At 49.4% G+C, this 21385-nt stretch carries 19 protein-coding genes, 1 pseudogene and 1 riboswitch; of the genes and pseudogenes, 6 read left to right on the forward strand and 14 right to left on the reverse strand.

The window, feature by feature from the left end; all coding sequences use genetic code 11:
* Positions 1 to 6 precede the first annotated feature (6 nt).
* The 5 genes and pseudogenes from GON05_RS27275 to GON05_RS27290 form a co-directional block, all read right to left on the reverse strand.
* Entirely contained in the window at positions 7 to 804 is a 798-nt protein-coding gene (locus tag GON05_RS27275) for an energy-coupling factor transporter transmembrane component T family protein (RefSeq protein WP_157323644.1), read from the reverse strand.
* On the reverse strand, positions 795 to 1550 hold the full coding sequence (locus GON05_RS40135) for an ABC transporter ATP-binding protein (RefSeq protein ID WP_420819860.1): 756 nt from the start codon (positions 1548 to 1550) through the stop codon (positions 795 to 797). The genes GON05_RS27275 and GON05_RS40135 overlap by 10 nt, the downstream gene beginning before the upstream one ends.
* 255 nt (positions 1551 to 1805) lie before the next feature.
* Positions 1806 to 2204: pseudogene (locus GON05_RS40140) on the reverse strand (ABC transporter ATP-binding protein); the annotation flags it as partial.
* An 83-nt stretch (positions 2205 to 2287) separates the two neighbouring features.
* Positions 2288 to 2884 (reverse strand): ECF transporter S component, encoded by a 597-nt coding sequence (locus tag GON05_RS27285; protein ID WP_127457059.1) that lies wholly within the window; start codon positions 2882 to 2884, stop codon positions 2288 to 2290.
* Positions 2885 to 2988: 104 nt separating this feature from the next.
* Positions 2989 to 3098: riboswitch (TPP riboswitch) on the reverse strand.
* A 53-nt stretch (positions 3099 to 3151) separates the two neighbouring features.
* Positions 3152 to 4597 (reverse strand): methyl-accepting chemotaxis protein, encoded by a 1446-nt coding sequence (locus GON05_RS27290; RefSeq protein WP_157323646.1) that lies wholly within the window; start codon positions 4595 to 4597, stop codon positions 3152 to 3154.
* A gap of 197 nt (positions 4598 to 4794) precedes the next feature.
* Between GON05_RS27290 and GON05_RS27295 the strand changes: the two genes are divergently transcribed.
* On the forward strand, positions 4795 to 5526 hold the full coding sequence (locus GON05_RS27295; RefSeq protein ID WP_157323648.1) for a DUF3105 domain-containing protein: 732 nt from the start codon (positions 4795 to 4797) through the stop codon (positions 5524 to 5526).
* Positions 5527 to 5550: 24 nt separating this feature from the next.
* On the opposite strand, the gene GON05_RS27300 is transcribed toward GON05_RS27295, so the two are convergent.
* Positions 5551 to 6339, reverse strand: coding sequence for an AraC family transcriptional regulator (locus GON05_RS27300; protein ID WP_157323650.1), 789 nt, complete (start codon positions 6337 to 6339; stop codon positions 5551 to 5553).
* Between the two features lie 119 nt (positions 6340 to 6458).
* Here GON05_RS27300 and pyk point away from each other — a divergent pair, with 119 nt between their 5' ends.
* Positions 6459 to 7871, forward strand: a complete 1413-nt coding sequence (gene pyk, locus GON05_RS27305; RefSeq protein ID WP_157323652.1) for a pyruvate kinase — start codon at positions 6459 to 6461, stop codon at positions 7869 to 7871.
* Positions 7872 to 7984: 113 nt separating this feature from the next.
* A complete protein-coding gene (uvsE, locus tag GON05_RS27310; protein ID WP_157323654.1) occupies positions 7985 to 8941 on the forward strand; it encodes a UV DNA damage repair endonuclease UvsE in 957 nt (318 codons plus the stop codon).
* A gap of 360 nt (positions 8942 to 9301) precedes the next feature.
* Here the strand turns inward: uvsE and GON05_RS27315 are convergent, their stop codons facing one another.
* The gene (locus GON05_RS27315) at positions 9302 to 10210 is read right to left on the reverse strand and encodes a YihY/virulence factor BrkB family protein (RefSeq protein WP_157323656.1); all 909 of its coding nucleotides are present in this window, start codon (positions 10208 to 10210) and stop codon (positions 9302 to 9304) included.
* 19 nt (positions 10211 to 10229) lie between these two features.
* On the opposite strand from GON05_RS27315, the gene GON05_RS27320 reads away from it, so the two are divergent.
* Together GON05_RS27320 and GON05_RS27325 are read left to right on the forward strand one after the other, a co-directional pair.
* Complete coding sequence (locus tag GON05_RS27320) at positions 10230 to 12602, forward strand: UvrD-helicase domain-containing protein (protein WP_246239507.1); 2373 nt, start codon at positions 10230 to 10232, stop codon at positions 12600 to 12602.
* 75 nt (positions 12603 to 12677) lie between these two features.
* Positions 12678 to 13580 (forward strand): manganese catalase family protein, encoded by a 903-nt coding sequence (locus GON05_RS27325; RefSeq protein WP_157323658.1) that lies wholly within the window; start codon positions 12678 to 12680, stop codon positions 13578 to 13580.
* Between the two features lie 414 nt (positions 13581 to 13994).
* On the opposite strand, the gene tpx is transcribed toward GON05_RS27325, so the two are convergent.
* The 3 genes from tpx to trxB are packed head-to-tail and all read right to left on the reverse strand — an operon-like array spanning position 13995 to position 15871.
* On the reverse strand, positions 13995 to 14519 hold the full coding sequence (gene tpx / locus GON05_RS27330; protein WP_127457067.1) for a thiol peroxidase: 525 nt from the start codon (positions 14517 to 14519) through the stop codon (positions 13995 to 13997).
* Between the two features lie 57 nt (positions 14520 to 14576).
* Positions 14577 to 14888: a thioredoxin gene (gene trxA, locus GON05_RS27335; protein ID WP_127457068.1), complete on the reverse strand. Its 312-nt coding sequence runs from the start codon at positions 14886 to 14888 to the stop codon at positions 14577 to 14579.
* A 35-nt stretch (positions 14889 to 14923) separates the two neighbouring features.
* Positions 14924 to 15871 carry a thioredoxin-disulfide reductase gene (gene trxB / locus GON05_RS27340; RefSeq protein ID WP_157323660.1) on the reverse strand — a complete coding sequence of 316 codons (948 nt, stop codon included), beginning with the start codon at positions 15869 to 15871 and terminating at the stop codon, positions 14924 to 14926.
* A gap of 352 nt (positions 15872 to 16223) precedes the next feature.
* On the opposite strand from trxB, the gene GON05_RS27345 reads away from it, so the two are divergent.
* The gene (locus tag GON05_RS27345; protein WP_157323662.1) at positions 16224 to 17153 is read left to right on the forward strand and encodes a peptidyl-prolyl cis-trans isomerase; all 930 of its coding nucleotides are present in this window, start codon (positions 16224 to 16226) and stop codon (positions 17151 to 17153) included.
* A gap of 97 nt (positions 17154 to 17250) precedes the next feature.
* Here GON05_RS27345 and pdaA read toward each other — a convergent pair whose 3' ends face one another.
* The 4 genes from pdaA to GON05_RS27365 all read right to left on the reverse strand — a co-directional run bounded on the left by pdaA (position 17251) and on the right by GON05_RS27365 (position 21249).
* Positions 17251 to 17991: a delta-lactam-biosynthetic de-N-acetylase gene (gene pdaA, locus GON05_RS27350; RefSeq protein ID WP_157323793.1), complete on the reverse strand. Its 741-nt coding sequence runs from the start codon at positions 17989 to 17991 to the stop codon at positions 17251 to 17253.
* 168 nt (positions 17992 to 18159) lie between these two features.
* Positions 18160 to 19278 (reverse strand): HD-GYP domain-containing protein, encoded by a 1119-nt coding sequence (locus GON05_RS27355; RefSeq protein ID WP_157323664.1) that lies wholly within the window; start codon positions 19276 to 19278, stop codon positions 18160 to 18162.
* A complete protein-coding gene (locus GON05_RS27360; protein ID WP_157323665.1) occupies positions 19275 to 19703 on the reverse strand; it encodes a response regulator in 429 nt (142 codons plus the stop codon). Before GON05_RS27360 ends, GON05_RS27355 begins: the two co-directional genes overlap by 4 nt.
* Complete coding sequence (locus GON05_RS27365) at positions 19696 to 21249, reverse strand: sensor histidine kinase (protein WP_157323667.1); 1554 nt, start codon at positions 21247 to 21249, stop codon at positions 19696 to 19698. The genes GON05_RS27360 and GON05_RS27365 overlap by 8 nt, the downstream gene beginning before the upstream one ends.
* Between the last annotated feature and the right edge of the window lie 136 nt (positions 21250 to 21385).

The following is a 21385-nucleotide window of genomic DNA, read 5'->3' on the forward strand; positions in this document are numbered from 1 at the left end:
CTTCCTTTATCGGACGTCGAAAGCATTCCAAATCGGCCATGCTGTCCCCGCCCAAAATGCGAATATAACAAGAAGCAGCCAGTACATCAGATAATAAATATCTAACTTGGAGTAGCTGGATTGATAATAATAAGTGCGTTTGGTTTGTGTGGAAAAACGCTTCGCTTCCATGGCCACAGCTGTCCGATGAGCGCGGCGGATACTCTGCGCAAGAAGCGGTATCGCATACATGCGCATCACTGTGTACCAGCCTGTCAGCCAGCTGCGTCTCTGCTTCCTGCCCCGCACCTTAAGCGCGTAGCGCAGCGTCTGGAACTCCTCGAGCATAAGCGGCAGCATGCGCAATGCGGCAAGGAAGCTGTAAGCGTACTTCGGCGCGACCTTCCACTGCTGCATCAGCGCATAAAACAGGGCAACAGGACGTGTCGTCAGGCTGAACAGCAAGCCGACAGCCGCCACCTGTAAGCCGCGGAAGCCCAGATGCAGACCGCGGTAAAAGCTTTCTTCCGTGATTCGGATGAATCCGAAACGAAACCACTCTGTGTCCCCGCTGCCGAACATCATCATCCCCGCAGCGGAGGAGATAAAGATGAGCAGGAACGGCGAAGCATACAGCAGCAGGCGCCGCATCGGCTGCCCTGAATAAACGAACAGCGGCACCAGCGCGCCCGCTGTTAAATACATCATCGTATTCAGATTATGCGTGAATACCACAAGAACAAAGAGAAGCAGGGATAGGACAAGCTTCACTCCCGGATTAACCCGATGCAGCCAGGTTTCACGATACGTGAACGTTATTTGCATACCATCGGCGCTCCTTCCTCGGTGTGTGCTGCGGAAGTCGCAGACTGCTCCGTCACACGACCGGCCTCAACCTGCCAAACGCGCGTGGCACAGCGTTGGACGATCTCCTCATCGTGCGTCACCATCACGATGACGGTCCCGCCTGCGCGCAGCCGTTCCAGCTGCTCCAGCATGCGCAGCGTACCGCGTGCGTCGAGCCCGAAGGTGGGCTCATCGAGCAGCAGGATACGCGGGCTGCGGACCATCGCCGAAGCTACGCTTAAGCGGCGCTTCTGGCCCATCGAGAGCTGGAAGGGATGCCGCTTGCGCAGCGCGAGCAGATCGTACTGCCGCAGCAGCTCCTCCAGAGCAGCCTGCTGGGCGTCCTTCCCTCCCTCCGCCTCCGGCAGGGAGTAGAGCAGTTCCTCTTCCACCGAATTCGTCACGAACTGGAATTCGGGGTTTTGGAACACGAAACCGACTTGCTCCGCAAGCTGCTCGATTTTGCTGCCCTTCACGCCGTCGATCCAGCAGCTGCCCTTGGTCGGGATGAGCCGCATGATGGCGAGCAGGAGCGAGCTTTTGCCCGCACCGTTGGCACCGATGATCGCGATCCAGTCACCGGGATAGACGCTCAAGTTATCCACAGAGGTCTTGATCTGTCCGCCGCGAAGCCCGGTAAAATCGCGAAAGGACATGATCGGCTGCCGGTTCTCAGCATCAGCTTCGACTTCCGCGGGCAACTTGCTCCTGCTTAAGCGTTCCATGTTGAGTTCGTTCCAAACGCCCGGATACCAAATCCCGTAGTCCGCAAGCTGCTTTTTGTACCTATTGAATACGGCTTGTGGTGAACCATCAGCCAGAATCTCTCCTTCCGGAGAGATGACTATCAGACGGTCGATGAGATCGAGAATACCACCGATTTTATGCTCCACAATGACCAAGGTTTTGTCCGCGCTAATGGACCGGATCGTTTCCCAAACAAGCCCCGTGCCCTCCTCATCCAATAACGCCGTAGGCTCATCTAGAAAAAGCACTTCTGGCTCCAAAGCAAGGACGCTTGCAATCGCCAACCGCTGCTTCATTCCCTGCGACAATTGGTTGATTAAGGTGTGATCGTCTTCCAACTGCAAACCCACTAAGCTCAGATAATGCGCGATCCGTTCCGGCATTTCCTCACGGGGGATTTGCCTATTTTCCAATACGAAAGCAATTTCCTCATCCACATATGGCATGCAAAACTGAGCGTCCGGATCTTGAAACACGTACCCCCAGCGGCTTGGTGTGACAAGCTTATCCGCTTTCAGCGGAATCTCGATAATATCGGGGACGATCCCACTCAGCACTTGGAGCAGTGTCGATTTCCCGCAACCGCTTGGCCCGAGCAGCAGCACTTTTTCCCCCGGCATCACCGAAAAGGAAACCCCTTGAAATAACAGGGGAACCTCGTTACCCGGATATTTTAAGCGCAGATTGGTAACCCCAATGCCCTCGCTCATAGGCATTACCCGAGTACATCGTAATCGTTCTTTGAAACCGGTCGAACCAAGTTCAACACGCCAGTGCGAGCTAATGCTTTAGCCAAGTAATAGGCGAATACACCAGCTATAATGGCGGAGCCTGCAAGACGAAGCCCAATAAATAAGCAATAATTCCAGAATGTTAGCTGATCGATATAGCCATAATACTTATCTACAAGCAAAGAAAGCGCTGCGGATGCGAAGGACGCTAGAACGGTTACACCCACATTCGCCCGGCGATACAAGAAAAACGCGAAGACCAGCTCTGCGCCAAGCCCTTGAAGAATGCCATACGCAAGCGTCGATACTCCCCATGATCCTCCAAAAAGAGCCTCAATCGTCGCGGCTGCAACTTCAGCTAATAAGGCGACGCCTGGTTTACGAATAACGAGGAAAGCAAATGTAGCCGCCATGAACCACATGCCGTAGCTTAACTGCTCCGCGTGCAGACCGATCGGTTTTAGAAGATCATACATAGGTCCCCATATGCGATAAATCACCCCAAATACCGCCGCGATCACGATGGTGACCAAAATATCGGTCAATTTTAACCCTTTTGCTCCTGTTCCTTTTTGTGCCATTTCTTCTTCCCACTCCTTTTCCTGGATACCTTTTTTGTTAAAATGAGATAGGCGAACACGACAAAAAAAGCCTACCGGGATGCGGCAGGCATAAAATTAGTGCAGAAAGAGGCACTCCAATTCTCTACGCTGGCATTACCCAGATCAGATTAACGGTCAGTGGCATAGGGCCACTATCTCAGCCTGACTTCATCAAGCACCCGTGTTGCTATTCATTTGGCTTAACTGTAGCGGATTACTCGATATTTGGCAATGCCTTTGGAGAAATTATTTATCCATCAAAAGTTTTAAATCCAGTGTTAATCCATATAACTGGCGGATGCTGTCAACAATATCTTCCACCCGTTTCTGCTGTACTTCCGCGCTAGCAAGCACTTGCTGCACGGATGCGGCGGACTCTTCCGTTATCGCTGCCACGGATGTCATCTCCTCGGCCACCTTCTGGGAAGACAATTGCAACTGCTGGTTCATGCGCTGCAAATTCTCCGCTTGCTCCATGACCTCAGCTGTATTCGTGTTAATAACCTCGAATAACTGATCAACACTTTCCGCTGATTTTCTGCCCGATTCTACTGCCAGTTTGCCGATGGCGACCTTCTCAACTGCGGTCTCCACTTTCTGCTGAATGGAGCCTAGAATCTCCGAGATATCCGTTGAAGCTACATGAGCGTTCATTGCAAGCTTCCGAATCTCACCGGCAACTACGGCAAACCCTTTGCCATGTTCCCCGGCTCGAGCTGCCTCGATGGACGCATTGAGCGACAGAAGATTCGTTTGATTCGCGATATCGGCAATCGTTGTCACGATATTTCCGATTTTCACATTTTCTTCGTTCACTTCATTCATGATGCTCGACGTTTCCGTTACGATCACAGTAATATCCTTGATTTTATGCGTCAGATCTTCCATCTGGCTCTTGCCTTCATTCGTCATGCGGGCTGTATCCCGGGATCTGCTGCTCATCGTGTTCGATGCGGAAGAGGTCATCTCCACCGTCTCATTTACATCTTGGATAGCCGTTGTAATGTCTGTAATGGAAGTGGCTTGAGATTCAATGCCGATGGAAATTTCCTGAAAAGCCGCAACGACTTCTTCTGTGATTCTGCCTGTCACGGAGGCATTTTCATGAAGCGTATTACTGGAAGTTCCCAGCGCCTCTGTTGTCGTACGGACGCCTGCCAGAACCTCTTCTGTCTTCATCCGTGATACCTCGGACTCCCTAGCACTCTGGGCTACACGGCTTAATAATCGGAATCCTATCTGGCCTTGACCTATTAGCGTAATGATGATTAGAACATAAAAAGCATTGATAGCAATATAGTCAATTGGACCCGACAACGTGGAACAGAAATAGTTCAAATTAACGATTCCGATAACGCCATTAAGCAATAACGGCTTATAATCCATATACAAGGAGACCAGCGCTAAACTTAAATACAAGATAAGCATGCTGGACAAAGCGTGATTATGCGTCATGAAGAAATATGAAATCACATTAAGGCCTATGGCAATGATATATTTGGTGTAAGTGACCCCGATTTTCCTCCAGATCAGCAGCGTGCAAATGACCGCAATAGGCGCTCCAAAAGTCAGCAGCGTCATAACAACTCCCATGGATCTATAGGAAGCCCCCATTCCTAACACCAAACAAGCCCATAACAGCTTCACCATTAACCCGTTTCTTTTATGTAGTTCCAGCATTTGTGCTGTCATTTGGTCATCCCCCCTCTTTTCTATAAATTTTTCTACAAAAATAGACATTTACTTACATGATTCAACAATTGAAAGGGAAAATCCTCCTTTTTTTATGCCCAAAACGGGATCTTTACAAAGAATTTGACTTCTTGCCACTATCGAAACTACAATATGTAGTGTATGACGGATTATTAACGTAAAGGAGCTCATATCAAATGGATACTACCACCATGCAGAACGGGTCAAATCTTACTGCAATTTTGCTTTATATAGGGGCAGCACTCTTCATTTTGGCCGTCATTGGTTACGCGCTTGCCGCGAAGACGAACAAAGCGAACACGAGCAAGCTGAAAAAAGCCGAGAAGCAGGCTCTGCACAAAAAGCACAAGACTTGGATGCTGCTGTCTCATGCTCTTATCATTTTAGCGGTTTGCTCTTTAGGAACTTCTCTGATCCAGACCTCATCCAACAAATATAGCGTCGAAAAACTTAATTACAATGCGCCTATCGAAGTTACGACGGATAAGGATTACGGGCGCAATCATGATGAAGGTATGCTGACCTACGAGATGAAAATCCCAACTTCAGGCACGCATAGCCCGCATGATTTAAAGTTTGGTTTTTACAAGGAAAGACCGACATATGCGATGCTTGTCCATAACCTGGAGCACGGCGACATCATCATCTACTACCATCCCGATGCGCCTCAAGAACTCAAGGATCGCCTCGACTATTTGAGCCATTTCAAACAAGCTGGCGCCGGTGTGCTAGCTGTACCTAACCCGGATGTGCCCAGCGATAAAGAGGTTGTCGTAACCGCCTGGACGAAAACGATGCAGCTTCCTAAGTTTGACGAAGCCAGCGTGGGAACCTTCATTTACCAGTATATCGATAAAGGTCCTGAGAAGATCCCGCCTGAAGTGCGCCGTGGCGGCGGAACGATGTAATCGATCCAAGTAGACGAGCTCCCGTTATTTACGGACGTTTTCGCGGTCGGAGACAAGATCCGTCGGCACGAGTCCGGTCAACCTTTTAAACACACGATAAAAATAGGACGCGTCATTGTACCCGATGAAATCGGATATTTCCGTCACCGTTAGCGCCGAATGCCTGAGCATGTAGACAGCGGTTTTGATCCTGGCTGCATGCACGAATTCACTGATCGTCTGTCCCGTCACTTTGCGAAAAAGGGTCGCCGCGTAGTTCGGCGATCTGCTAATGCAGGCACCCAGTTCCTCCTTGGTGACATGCTCCCGGTAGTGGTTCTGGATGTAGCTCTTCATCTGCTCGACTAGTTGCAGCGTAGCGCTTGTTGCAGCTTCTTGGTCCCACTCTCTATGCAAGTAAACGAACAGCTCTGTTAGCAGCGCTTCACACAGCGTCTGATAATAGGGCTGTTTGTCCTGCCATTGCTGATGGATATGTCGCAGCCGGTCTAGAATCAGTTCATATTTGCTCGTAAATCGACTCGTGGCGCTGGACAGCTTAAAAAGTGGAAATGACGCTTGAGCTTGAACGGCTCTCGGATCAAATCGAACGACATATTTTTCGTGCAGCATGGTTGGAACACTTCGTCCGTAAAAGGGAATACTGCTCGGGATGAGCAGCCATTGCCCTTTCTCCAGTACCTGCTTCTTTTCCTCGATCCAATAAACGCAGCGGCCGTATGTAACAAGTACAAGCGTCCAATCGTCGCATCCCTCCTGTGATTCCCCGTACCAATTGCTGCCTTTATCATACGTGTAACTTGTTACCTTCATTTTCCACCACCTGAATACTATTTTTCATATAGCATACTATATTTCATGGAATTTTGTCGAAATAAGGCATATAATGAAGCCAAAATTGATTCGTCCACAACGAAAGGAAGTCCTAAACAATGCGTAAAACGAAAATCATTTGTACCATGGGACCTGCTTGCGATTCCGTCCCGACTCTAAAGGAACTCATTCGCTCCGGTATGAGCGTTGCCCGACTTAATATGGCTCATGGCGATTTGGATGAGCACCGCGGACGCATTCAGCGCGTTCGTCAAGCGGCTCAGGAGTTAGGTGTTGTCGTTCCAATTCTGATGGATATCAAAGGACCGGAAATCCGCATCGGACAACTGAAAGATGCTTCCTATGATTTGAAAGCCGGCGATCGCATCGTCCTGACAACAGAACAAATCGTTGGCGACGGTAACCGCGTTTCCGTGAATTACCCTGGCCTCCCGCAGGACGTTAAGCCAGGCAACCTTGTGCTTATCGATGACGGCTCCATTGAGCTTCGCGTTGAATCCATCGATGGCACGGAAGTGATCTGCAGCGTCTTGAATCAAAGTGTTCTGAAGCAGCGTAAAGGCGTTAACTTGCCAGGTGTTCGCACCTCTCTGCCAGGTGTCACTGAGCGTGACGTGATGCACATCAAATTCGGTATCGAAGAGAACATCTCCATCGTCGCGATGTCGTTCGTTCGTAACGGGAACGATGTTCAGGAAGTTCGCGGCATTCTGGAGCAGCATGGCGCAGGCAATACGCCGATTATCTCCAAGATTGAGAATGAAGAAGGCATGACGAACTTCGCTTCGATCCTTGAGGCATCCGATGGCATCATGGTTGCCCGCGGTGATCTTGGGGTTGAAATTCCGACAGAAGAAGTACCTATCGCGCAAAAAGATATGATCCGTGCTTGTAACCTAGCCGGCAAACCGGTTATTACAGCAACGCAAATGCTGGATTCCATGCAGCGTAACCCGCGTCCGACACGCGCAGAAGTGAGCGATGTCGCGAACGCCGTGCTTGACGGCAGTGACATGGTCATGCTTTCCGGCGAAACCGCTGCAGGCAAATATCCCGTCGAGTCCGTGACGATGATGGCGACCATTGCCGAGCGCGTTGAGCAGACGATGGAGCGCAGCTCCATGATCGATGCACAGCTGCAATCGAACAACGAAGTGACGGAAGTGCTGTGCCAAGCGGTTGTATCTTCCGCGAATAAGCTGAAGGCAGCGGCGATTCTGACGCCGACAGAGAGCGGTTTTACCGCACGGATGATCGCCAAGTACCGTCCGGAGGCGCCGATTATTGCGGTAACGTCCAACGAGTACGCGATCAACCTGCTTAGCATGGTTCAGGGCGTAATCCCGATCCATGGCGAGTTCTGCGAGTCGACGGATGCGATGATTCGCTCCGCTATCGGACATGCCGAAACGCTTGGCTACGTGAAAAAAGGCGACCTTACCGTTGTTTCCGCAGGTGTTCCTGTGGGGAAATCGGGAACGACCAACCTGTTGAAGGTTGAGCGGGTTTAAGTGATCTATAATCAAGAAAAGACGCCTTATGGGTGTCTTTTCTTGCTTTTAATAACCTCAGCCAAGGGGCACATTAACGGTAACTTCATCATGCACTTTTAACGGGAGGCTCCATGATTATCCGACTTGGATTCGTATCGATTGCGCTCGCGATTTTTAATAATACACCTAGCTCGACGTTTACGTACAAGCTGTTCTCGCAGCGTCCGCGCGAGGAAGCCATTCAGCGTGCAATTGATATCGGACGCAAAAACCTCGAAGCCACGCAGCGCATCCTCTTTTACAATGCCGCTCATGGCATTCGTTTGTTTCGTCTCTCATCATCGCTCATTCCGCTCGCCACGCATCCGGATGTGCAAATAGACGTAGCCGGCGAATACCAAAAAGAGCTCAAAAGGCTCGGCGACTTCGCCAAGGCGCATGACATTCGCCTCAGCATGCATCCCAACCAGTTCACGCTGCTGAACGGGAGCGATTCGGTCGTAGCGGCGGCGATTCAGGACTTACGCTACCATGCTGCGATTCTCGACGGGATGGGACTGGATGAATCGGCCATCATCAACATCCACGTCGGAGGCGTGTACGGCGACAAAGCAGCCGCGACAGAGCGGCTGTTTGCGAAGGTCCCCGAGGTGCCGGATCATATTATGCGGCGGCTTACTTTTGAAAATGACGATAAAACCTACACCCTCGAGGAAACCCTCGCCGTGAGCCAGCGGCTGCAGCGTCCCTGCATGTTGGATTTGCATCATGATTGGTGCAACCCTTCGGAGGCCACACCTCAGGAACTGCTCCCGCAGATCGCGAAGACTTGGGGCGAGGTCCCCATGAAAATCCATATTTCTTCTCCGAAGTCCCCAAAGGATACGAAGGAGTTTCGCTCCCATGCTGACTACATAGAGCCGGAGCAGCTGATCGCTTTCCTCAAAAGCTGCAAGGAAGCAGGTCTGGAGCGAGTCGACGTCATGATAGAGGCGAAAATGAAGGATCTATCCTTATTCCGGCTGGCGGAGCAGCTCGGCAAGATCCGGGGGATTAAGCGGATTGATGGCGGCATTTTAGAGTGGTAGGTATGGCAGAGAAAACCGTAGAACAAAGAAAGACCGTAGAACGGGGCGGATTCCGCTTGGTTCTACGGTTTTTTGGGTTCGGTTGAGCCCTGGGTTTAGGCAACTGTGGCGCTCAACGCCGATTACTCCCGTTATTTTCCTCGTCTGATTCACTTTTTGCGCAGATAGATGGATTTTCTACCGCTAATTTGTTCGAAACCAACTATTTTCCGGAAAACCGACGTTTTACATGAAGCTTCTCTAGTTATTCCGTTTCCTGAGCTGATGCAGCTCGGATTAGAGGTAGATTGTCCAGTTATATCAGTTAGACTGCATCTCTGGGAGTCAAGGGTGTGGAGCTTCTCCCTAGAAGTCGGAGCGTTACCACACAGTCCTATCCTTCTTATCCTGCAAGTCCTGTTTATCCTGCCTCTCCGGTTTATCCTGCCTGTCCCGCTCCAACGGAACCATATGAACATGCTCCTGCATCTTCACATGCTTCAGGGCATTGATCTCCCCCCCGATAATGATGAGGAGCGCGGAAATGTAGAACCAAGTCATAAGGACAATAATTCCCCCGACACTGCCGTAAGTGGCGCTATAATTCGTAAAGTTATTCACGTAAAAGGAGAAGCCCAGACCTGTCCCCTGCCAGCCAAGGGAGGCGAATAACGCGCCGGGGAGCACACTTTTACACGTCAGACAAGTGTTCGGAGCTATGTAATAAATGCCTGTGAAAACAATGAACAGGATAATGAAGTTAAGTATCCAGCGAAGATTGTTCCAAACGTTAACCTTCGTTGCCGCCAGATGAACATGCGCCTGTACCCAGTCGCCGATCCAATGGCCGAAAACACTCAGAAGCAGCGCAGAAGCAATAACAATAAGCATGCCTAGCGTCAGCATAACTGCCAAAAAACGCGAGTGAATAAAGCTTTTGCGCTCAGGCAAGCCGTAGGCTTTATTCACGGCTATGACGATCGCGTTCATCGCTGCGCTGGCGCTCACCAAGGCCAGGATTAGTCCGAAGGACAGGGTCCCTCCTCTTTTTACATCGAGCAGATTGGTCAGAGTATCCTCAAGCCAGCTGGAAACGGCACCTGGTATGTAGTCTTTGATTAGCGCCACCACATCGTCAGAGGAGAATGGCAAGTACCCGAGCAAGCTCAGAATAAAGAGTAGAAACGGAAACAGCGACAGCAGGAAATAGTAGGCGCACTGTGCAGCCAGCCCTGTAGCATCGTGCTTTTGGAATTGGTGCCAGAGCAATTTTAAGTTAGATATAACCATTGGCGGAGTTATCCTTTCATTGCTCAAGAATTGTGATAAAATAGGTAGTTCAGTCCTGCAAGGAACAGGTGATTACCAATTAATGAACTCTCTTTCTATTTACCCTACTCCAATAAGCTCTAAACCGGCCGCTGAGCGAAAGATTCCGCATGCGCAGATGGCCCGGTTAACGAATAGCTCGGATTTTGTGCCCGACGAGGATCGGGATGCTTATTTTTTCCGCGATTTGGAACGCCATCGCATTTTGTTGAATGAAGCGCAGGTACAAGCTGTGCGCCATTTCAAGGGTCCTCTTCTCACGTTAGCGGGAGCAGGCTCTGGCAAAACAACCGTGCTGGTATGCCGAGTCGCTTATTTGCTGCGCGTTCACCGGGTGCATCCGTCGAATGTGCTGCTCATTACTTTTTCGAAAAAAGCCGCTGAAGAAATGCGGGAGCGCCTCGCTTCCCTGCCCGGCCTGGATGCGAGTATGACTCACTCGATGCAAGTGAGGACGTTTCATGCTTTCTGCCTCCGGTTGCTGCGAATGAATGGGTTCAATCAGGAGATTCTGAGCGACGGCCGTTATCAGCAGATTGTTTTCAAACGCATCATGCTGAGCATGGGACTCCAGGATACCTACCAACCCGAGGTTCTCATCTCCATCCTCTCCTCCTACAAAATGCAGCTGATCAACGTCAGCGACCTTCCCGAAGAGACGGAAGAAGATCAGGAGATGAAGCGAATTTTTCTGCAATATGAACAGTGGAAAATGGAGCAGATGAAGATCGATTTCGACGATATTTTGATTCTCGCGTACCAACTGCTGAAGGACAATGGAGATATCCTGCGCTCGCTGGAGCGGAAGTTTTCCTATATCAGCGTCGATGAGTTTCAAGATACAAATACCGTACAGTATGAAATTATTAAAATGATTGCTCGAAATCATCAAAATTTGATGGTTGTCGGAGATGATGATCAGACCATTTATTCGTTTAATGGAGCTCGGAATGAATTTATTTTGCAATTCCATGAACAGTATCCTACTGCGACGACCGTCACGCTCGATATTAACTATCGATCCACTTCGAGTATCGTGGGACTGGGCAATGCCATTATTCGGCATAACGTTCAGCGCAAGAGCAAGACACTGCTTGCCACCAAACAAAGTGAAACGAAACCGTTGTATGTGAGGCCTGCCAGCAGCGATGACGAAGCCGATTGGCTGATCAACGATATCCGCGTTAAGGTCGCTGAAGGTGGCTGCGCGTTTGGGGATTTTGCCATTCTGTACCGCACGCAAAGCAATAGCAGGGCCATTATTGAGCAGTTGATTCTGCATAATCTGCCTTTTGTCGACTATGGCAGCAGCGATTCTTTCTATGAACAATGGATGGTCAAGCCGATTATCGATCATCTTCGGATCGCTCATGAACGCCGCAATTTTGAAGCGATAGAGGGTGTCCTACCTTCATTATATATAGGGCGTGACCAAGGCATGCGGATTATTCAGGAGCAGGAGGCGATGCAGGCTAAAAAGTGGCCGCTGATCCACCTGCTGGGCTTACCGCAGCTGAAGGATTTTCAGAAAGAAAAGCTTAAAAGCCGCATCCGTCTGATCAAGTCGCTTGCCGAAATGAAGCCGCTGGAAGCCATCCAGGCGATCCGCAAAGACTTCTACGACGCCTTCCTGGAGACGAATAAGCGCAGCAAGCTGACGCATCACCGGGAAATGCTGAAGGAGACGCTCGACGAGCTCGAGTCCTCTGCCAAGCGTTTCGATTCGGTGGAGCAGTTCCTTTATTTTATCCATGAAGTCGCAGAAAAACGCACGGAAATGAGCGCACTGCCAAAAGACCATGCCGCGAACAAAATTTCGCTCATGACGATTCACAAATCGAAAGGCCTAGAGTTCAAGGTGGTCTACTTGCTCTGTGCGATCGAGGGCAACATGCCGCATAGCTCGGCACTGGAAGCAAACCAGCTGAACGATGTTCAGCTGGCCGGCGTCACCGCGCGCGACAAAACCGCCGCTGCGCTGGAGGAAGAACGGCGACTCGCCTACGTCGCCGTCACGCGCGCCAAGGCCGAGCTGCTGATCAGCTCGCCGGCGTATTATCGCGGGAAGAAGGCGGAGCTTTCCCGCTTCCTGCTGTCCGCGTTCCCTGACGCGGACGGGATGGTCAGCCGCAAGCCTGTGGCGGCGGCTGTGACGAAGGCAGCCGCGCCGCGGACGGCGGCTGCGAAGCCAACCGCGACGGAGTCGGTCGCGGCGTGGGTTTGCGGCCAGGCCGGCTGCAAGGCCTGGTCGCGCATTTCTTCGCCGCAGGAATCGCGGCGAACGGCGAAGGCGTGCCCATTGTGCGGCGCGGCCATGGTCAAGGGCAGCAGGCTCGTCCCGCTCGCCCGCTAGCCCGTGGCGGCTTGCATGATATGCCCCCTGCTTGGTTAGAATACATCCGTATCTGACCAGTTGGAGGGGATCATTTTGATCAAAAGATTCAATCGCTTGGCTATTGAACTGCCGCAGCCGACAACAGCCGATCCAAACGCAGCCGCCGCTGTACAAGAGCTGCTTGGCGGTAAATTCGGAGAAATGTCCACGCTGAACAATTACATGTTTCAGTCGTTTAATTTCAAGAATAAGACAAAGTTGAAACCCTTCTACGACCTTATTTCCAGCATTACTGCTGAGGAATTCGGCCATGTTGAGCTTGTTTCACACACGATTAACCTGTGTTTGGCCGGTGCAACGAAACCCGGTGATCCGGATTCAACACCTTTGGCCGCTGCCAAGGATGTGCGCAATACGCAGCATTTCATCTTTGCCGGTCAAAATGCGCTTCCCGTGGACTCCATGGGCAAAGCATGGACTGGCGAGAATGTGTTCAACAGCGGCAATCTCATCCTCGATTTGCTGCACAACTTTTTCTTGGAGTGCGGAGCCCGCACACACAAGATGCGCGTCTACGAAATGACCACGCACCCCGTCGCTCGCGCGATGATCGGCTACTTGCTGGTTCGGGGAGGCGTTCACGTTGTCGCTTACGCCAAAGCGCTTGAAGTGGCTACCGGTGCTGACGTGACCAAGCTCATCCCCATTCCGAGCCTGGATAACAGAGCGTTCAACGAAACTCGCAAGTATGAGGAAAAAGGGGTTCACCGGGTCTTGTACCGCTTCAGCGATGAGGACTACCGCGACCTGGAACAGATCTGGAAAGGCACACACCCTGAAGACGGTGGCGATTTGATCGTCAAAGAGGGCATCCCGGAAGGCGGCCCGATTCCAGAGTATGCAGATACCCCGGAAGAGTTCGCCCCTGGCATATTCCCGGAGGACTTCATGAAAATTGCTGCAAGACTTCAGCAGTCTGCTGGCATTCACGTATAAACGGGGACGATACAGCTTGAGGAACTACAGGCCACTATTCTAGCAAATTCAGCCCGTTTCCGCGTTCAGCGGAACTACCGGGCCTTATTTGACCGCCTCAGCCCGTTTTCTTTAAGAAAACGGATAAATAACGGCCCACAGTTCCCCTCCACGCGAAAAAGAGCCTATTTCGATGAAATAGTGCCCTGTAGTTCCCCTCGTTGGGGTGGAAGGAACCATCATTCGAGCTTTCGCCGATGCGCTTTTACGGACAGACTTCCCCGTCCCCTTGGCCCTCCCTTGGTTGGGCTTTCACCAACTAGATAATACGTGCTGCTGGGCATGCCAAACTGAATCAAAGGTAAGCTTCGCTTACCCCAGAATATAATAAAAAGGACGAAGCAGGAATCAGCCTGCCTCGTCCTTTTATTTTATTTAAACAAGCTCTCTCAAAGCTTGAAGCGCCGCATCATAATTCGGATGCTCTTTCATTTCAGTTAAATATTCAACATAACGAACTGTATTGTCAGCATCTACAAGGAAGATGGCCCGTTGATCAAGCTGGATCTCTTTAATCAATACGCCATACGCTTGGCCGAAGTTACGATGTTTGTAATCGGACAGTGTGATGACTTTATCAATTCCGGCAGCCCCGCAGAAACGGCTTTGCGCAAAAGGAAGATCCACAGAAATCGTCAGGATGACAACATTATCCCCCAGTTTATCTGCTTCCACATTGAATCGGCGCGTCTGCGCATCGCAAGTTGCCGTGTCTACGGAAGGAACAACGGAAATCAGCTTGATTTTACCCGCATAATCCGAGAGGCTCACCTCTGTCATAAGATCCTTATTCACCGTAAAATCAGGTGCTTTATCGCCAACTTTAATCTCCGGCCCTATTAGAGTGACTGGGTTTCCTCCAACTGTTGCTACTCCTGTGCGCTCTTGTACTTGTGTCATGATAGTTCCTCCTGGTTGGTTGGTGTAGTTTATATGTTTTGATGCTGGAAAAAGGGATTAAGCTTGCTCAATGACAGCTTTAAGTTTCTCTTTGGGTTGCACGCCTACCAGCTGATCCACCACTTGCCCATCTTTGAAAACCAGCAAAGTTGGAATGCTCATGACGTTATATTTAGCAGCGGACTCCGGATTATCGTCCACGTTGATTTTTACAATTTTGGCTTTGTCGCCAACCTCGTTAGAGAGTTCATCCAAGATCGGAGCGATCATTTTACAAGGGCCGCACCATGGTGCCCAGAAATCGACGAGTACAGTTCCACTACTTGTTTCACTTTGAAAGGTTGCATCGGAAATTTGATTAACTGACATGGTTAATTCCTCCTAGGATTTAAGTTGTTTGATGGTTATTTGCTGCTGACAAGAGCAGCAGCATGTTCAGAAATATATCGCTCAGCATCGAGGGCCGCCATAGCACCGCTGCCTGCTGAAGTGATAGCTTGTCGGTAAATGTGATCTTGCACGTCGCCGCAGGCAAATACGCCTGGTATTGCTGTTTTGGAAGTTCCCGGGATGACCTGCAGATAACCCAGTTCGTCGGTTGGCAGTTGCCCACCTAAGAATCCTGTATTCGGCGTATGCCCGATTGCAAGGAAAATGCCATCTGCTTCAAGCAATTCTTCTTCGCCTGTTTCGTTGTTGCGCACTTTAAGTCCTTTGACCCCAAGCGGTCCTGCCTCTACTTCCAGTGGGGTGCGGTTCAGGCTCCAGACCACTTTCTCATTGCCGCGGGCGTGATCCTGCATGATTTTCGACGCCTTCAGATCATCACGACGATGCACAACGCGTACTTCGGAAGCGAATCTGGTCAAAAATTGTGCCTCTTCCATAGCGGTATCCCCGCCGCCAATCACGATAATTTTCTTATTCCTGAAGAAAAATCCGTCACAAGTTGCGCAAGTGCTGACACCTTTTCCGATGTTCTCGGATTCGCCAGGGATGCCCAGCTTCTTAGCCGAAGCGCCTGTAGAGATAATGATAGAATCCGCAGTCAGTTGACCCCCACCTTCTAAAAATAACGTGAATGGCCGTTTCGACATATCCACTTCTGTTACGCGCCCCGATTGAATCTTAGCGCCGAAGCGCAGCGCCTGCTTCCTCATGTTGTCCATCAGTTCAGGACCCATAATACCGTCCGGGAACCCTGGGAAGTTATCCACTTCCGTTGTAGTGGTTAGTTGACCGCCAGGCTGTATGCCTTCGATGACAAGCGGCTCAATGCTCGCTCTCGCTAAATAGATCGCAGCCGTTAATCCGGCCGGGCCTGTTCCGATGATGATCGCTTTGTGGTGCATACAAAATGCCTCCTTTTATTGATCGATATTGGTTGAATGCATATTGTTGATTGTGCTTGTTGTCGATTTCGTATTTCTTGCCTCTTAATTCTTACTTCTTATTTCTAATTTCTCACCGTTGTTTTGTTAGCAAATTAATTTGATGCAAACCTTATGAACAGATCATATCAATTTCATTTAAATTTGTCAACAATTAAATTGCATGCAAATTAAATTCAAAATAGAAACCTTTTCTCCTTCCAGAAACCGGTTAAGCCTTCATAAAACATTCAGTTAGACTTCATGTGGGCTTCAGATTCCATAGGCATAATAGAAGCATGTCATCCAGAGACACACATTGAAGGGAGCAATTATGAATAAAACACAAATTAGATCTAATCGCACATGGAAATGGGTATCAGCTGTCCTGCTGATCTGCCTTATCGCATATATCGCTTTCTACCCACCAACTAAGCACGCTGCGGGCAGCGCGGGGACAGTAGAGCCCGTCGCCAAAGTCAATGGCGTCAGCATCAATTCCGAACAGTTATATCAAGCTATGCTCGCTAGCGGCGGTCAGCAGACTCTTGATTCCATGATTTCCGAGGAGCTCATTAATCAAGAAGGTCAAAAAGCAGGCATCACCGTCACCGACGAAGATGTTGATAAAGAAGTTGCCAATGTAAAAGGCTCTTATGGTTCTGACGCTGAGTTCCAGCAAGCACTCACTTCTTACGGTATGACCATCGACGATCTCAAGAAAAGCATGAAGTCGCAGGTCCTTTTGAAAAAAATATTAACGCCTCAAATCACAATCACAGATGATGAAATCAAAAAATATTACGATGAAAACCTCGAAACCTTGAAGGTTCCTGAGCAAGTTCAAGCCTCTCATATCTCCGTAGCGACGAAAGAAGAGGCAGATGCTATTGTAGCCGATTTGAAAAATGGGGCCGACTTTGCCACGATAGCTAAAAGCAAATCTTTAGACACAGCTACCAAAGATAATGGCGGATCTCTTGGCTACATCTCTAGCGGCAATATGGACGAAGCTTTCGATACCGCGGCCTTTGCTTTAAAAGTTGGCGAAACCAGCGGCGCTGTTAAGACAAGCACGGGTTACGACATCATTAAAGTAACAGACCATAAAGCAGCTTCTACCCCTACCATGGAGGAGAAAAGAGAGGATATTAAGTCGGCGATCACGACTCAGAAACTGGCTTCCCTCTCCACCACATGGCTGCAGGATAAAAAATCGCAGTCGACGGTAGAGAACTATTTAAGCAAGCCTGCAGGAGCTTAATGGATTCTTCCATCTATTCCACTGAACGTGGAGCCAGAGGCGGCTGCCTCCACGAACAGCAGCAAAAAAGGATGCCCAAGGGGCATCCTTTTTCATTTTACGGTGTACGAGTTTTCATCTCGTCCAAGCTCTTGAACTGATAGCCTTGACTTCTGGCGTCGTCAATGATTTTGGCGAGTGCCTCCGTGTTATCTTTGGATACGGAATGCAGCAAAATCACCGCGCCAGGATGCAGCTGCGCCATCACATTTCTATACGCATACTCCCAGCCCTTTTGCTGCTTGGGCTCCCAGTCGCGGTACGCAATGGACCAGAACACGTTCGTGTAGCCCATCTGCTGGCTGACGGCTAGCGACTGACCGTTGAAGATGCCCCGCGGCGTGCGCAAATAATGCATCTCCTTCTGCCCAGTGACCGCGCTCACGCCATCCCTCACTTGATCGAGCTCTTTCTTGATCCGCTCAGCGGAAATTTGGCTCATGTCGGGATGGCTCCAAGAATGGTTGCCAATCAAGTGGCCCTCTTGCGCCATGCGCTTAAGCAGCTCCGGCTCGGTTTTGATATAATGGCCGGTCACAAAAAAGATCGCTGGCACTTGCTTTTCTTTTAGCACGTCCAGAATTTTGCCTGTATACCCCTGCTCATAACCATTATCAAACGTCAGGTACAATTCTTTGACCGTTAGATCACCTGTAAAAATAGCTCCATGCTGCTTCAACAGATTCTTGAAGCCTTCTTCATCAATGGAGGGACGTTGTCCTTTGGTGCTTTTTTTGAAGCCGAAATGATAAGACCCGTCAGCGGATACGAGCATGGCCTGTCCGAACAGCATCGCCATCACGACGGTAAGGATACGGATGTAATTCACGGGTGCAGATTCACTCCTTGCCTTCTGTGGTTGAGTTCAGCCTTCATAGACTGTTACTAATATTCCACAGAAAAGGCTGGAGTAGGCGTGATTCGAGCAGGGTAATATTGGATATTAGGTACGAAAGAGCTAATCGATTCAATCAATGATTTCCCCAAAAATCTCCACGATATCCGCGCGGAACGAATGCCCCACCAGCTTTTGAATTTCGGCATAGGCTTCACGTTGGGACATCTCTTGCCTGTAGGAACGCGGCGTCGTTAGCGCCAGGAATACTTCCACTAATCCTAGCATCTGCGATAGCAGCGGGATTTGGTCCCCAGCAAGCTGATACGGGTAGCCGGTGCCGTCCACTTTTTCATGATGATACAGGAATGCCTTCTCCACCTCTTGAAAGTCAGGGATGCCTTCGCATAATTCCTTGGCCATGTAGCAGTGCTCCTGGACAACTTCGAATTCGAATTCGGACAACTTGCCTTCCTTCTCGAACATATAATCCGGCAGTTTGACCCTGCTAACAAAATGCAGAAGCGACAGCAGATCAATTTCCCATTCCTGCACGCGCAATCCCCCATAAGCCTTCACCAGTGATTTGAGCAGCATGCTCATCTCTCCGATTTCTTTCCGCGACGTCTGGGTTTTCCGCTCGCCAACGGGAATAAAACTTTGCAGAAGGTTAATCACCTGCTGTTTCTGCTGCTGGAAAGCCAAAGCTTCGACACGTTTTTTGAACTGGTTGCGTGAAACAAGGATGACTCCTCCCAAGATCGCACTTCCAAATGTATACACACCTCTGGTTATGGCAGCAATAATCGGTGAAATGTCTCCAACTATAACAGAAGTTGGCCCGAATATAGTGAGAAGCACGACGTACATCATAACAATGAGGCAGCCGTATACATATATTTTGGAATCTACCAGCAAACTAAGCAAAATGGGACAAAAGGCAATCGCCACCCACATGTGCCACAAGGACAAAGGGTTGTACAGCGTAGTCACGACAACAACAACGAAGATGATCAATGGAGATATGAGCTTTGTATACACATTCTCTTTGGGCAAGTTCTTTTGAATGACAAGAATTCCCCAACAGAAAAGCGACGCCGTGAGCGAAGTTACCATATAAAGATATGATTCCGAGTCTCGGATAACAAGCCAGTAGAGCATCCCGCCAATCGTGCATAACGAAGCCATACTTGCAATGATGAACATCATCAGTTGATCGACGGGCTGATTCCCGAGGCGCTGCAAGTTCATATAAGCGAACTCCTTTTGGAGACTGGATAGGTTCCGAACTCTTTGCATTGGAAATAAGAAATTCCTTTCATAACCTCATCAATGGTCGACAATATGACCTCTGGGCTCGTATCCTTCATTAAATAACCGTCCACACCGGCTTGGAAGGCACGATAAATATCCTCACTTTCATCAAATGCGGTCAGGATAATGATTTTCATCTGCGGATAGATGCTCTTAAGCGCCTTCGCACCATCAATAATCGGTATGCCTGGCATTTTGAGATCCGTCAGCAGCAGATCCGGCACGAATGAGAGGGCGTGCTCAATCGCTTCACTGCCATTGGCAGCTTCGCCCATTACCGTGTAAGCACCACAGCTGCCCAGCAGCATGCGGAGACCTGCCCTTACGATGGAACTGTCATCGGCAATAATGACTTTATGCATAAGCTGTGCTCCTTTCGCGCGGTATATATGCGGTAACTGTTGTTCCCATAGCTTCCTCAGATTGGAATGTAATTGAGCCATTCAAAGCCCTAATCCGGCTCTCCATACCGCCTAATCCAAACCTTCCCTCTTGATGCCTGTCCACGGACTTCATTCCGATTCCGTCATCCTTAATCATTACCGTCCATTGCACGCTCGTAACCTCAATCGTAACGTGGAGATGCTTCGCTTTTGCGTGTTTGATGACGTTATTGGCCGCTTCTTCCACCAAGTGATAAATCGCGCCTTCAACGTCCACCTGTTCTTGCGAAACCCAACCGATATGTTCAAAAATTGGCTTTACCCCCGTGTGTTCTGTGATGCGCTGCAGCATTTTTTCAATCGCGTAATGGAGATTCAGCGTTCTCTTTTCATCCTTAAGCTCGGTAATGAATTGCCGGATATCGCGGTGGCTTTCCTTCACCTTCTTCTCGATCTCGGTTACGTAAGGAAGCATTTCATCACGCGCATGCGCAGGTAGGGCATTCTTCAACTGAAACAGCTGAATAGAGATGAAGAACAGCTCTTGTGTGATGCCGTCATGAATGTTTTGTGCAATCGTATTGCGCTCTATCGCGACCGCGGCTTCCTCTGCTTCCAGCAGCTCCTCGTCGCTGAAATGAATGGCTTCCAGCCTTATAAGAAGGAACTGGATGTACATTTTGTGCAGGATAGATAATTCATTTTTCTCCGCCTTCACCAACAGCCAGCCATAGGATTTCCCGCCCCGATCGAGCAGCGTCTGGATGTACAGCGACTCTAATTCACCTGTAGGAGATGGTAATTGGGCATACATCCTCTGACCGTGCAGCGACGTATTTTGCTTCATATAGTTCGTGAAATAGGTATGTTTCCAGCTCAGCGCTTTCTCGTTCTGTCTATCGCTTTCCATACAGAGAATGACTTCACGCTCATCCAAAATTTTCTTGAGCAGCCCTTCTAAATAAAGAATGCCCCCCTGCTTCCTCGGCTGTCGAGCCATAAAACGAGAGGAATAAATCATCACCAGCTTGCGGTATTGTTTACGTACTGCTTGGATGGTGTAATGTGCAAAACTTATCAAACAAAAGTAACCGAGAACAACAAAGCTATAATCAAAATGGTTCAGCAGATAGATGTACGCAGCCCTCTCAGAAGTCAGCGCAAAGATGAACGGGAGTAAAAGCGCATAACAAAAAGAGATCCGGTAATACCCCCGCCATGTCACAAACCGTTTGACCATTAATAGACCGGTAAAACAGTAGATTAAGAACGGTGAGGACAACCCTCCTGTTAGCCAAAGCAGGTAAATTCCAAAACCGATATCAACAGCAGATGCTGCAATCGCGGCTTTTTTACCCATTTTAAAAAGATATAACAGACTGTAGGCCGTGTGAAAAAGAACCGCCGCCAACAACAATCCCGGCGTCACGTTCCCCGATTTGGTATAAATCAGGAGCCCCATCAACAGCAGCACCCATCTGCCTCCAAAAAATACATACAAGCTCGATTTGGTAGTTAGAAACATCGACAAATACTCCTAAACTTTATCAATTCTTAATGGTCTTTCGACTACATTTGTTATACAATGAAGCAGTCAACAACAATCATAGGTAAAAAGCACTAGGAAATTATACCTAGTTTCAGTATAGCATAGATCGCAT

The organism is Paenibacillus anseongensis (assembly GCF_009757995.1).
In the GTDB taxonomy this organism is placed as follows: Bacteria; Bacillota; Bacilli; order Paenibacillales; family NBRC-103111; genus Paenibacillus_E; species Paenibacillus_E chondroitinus.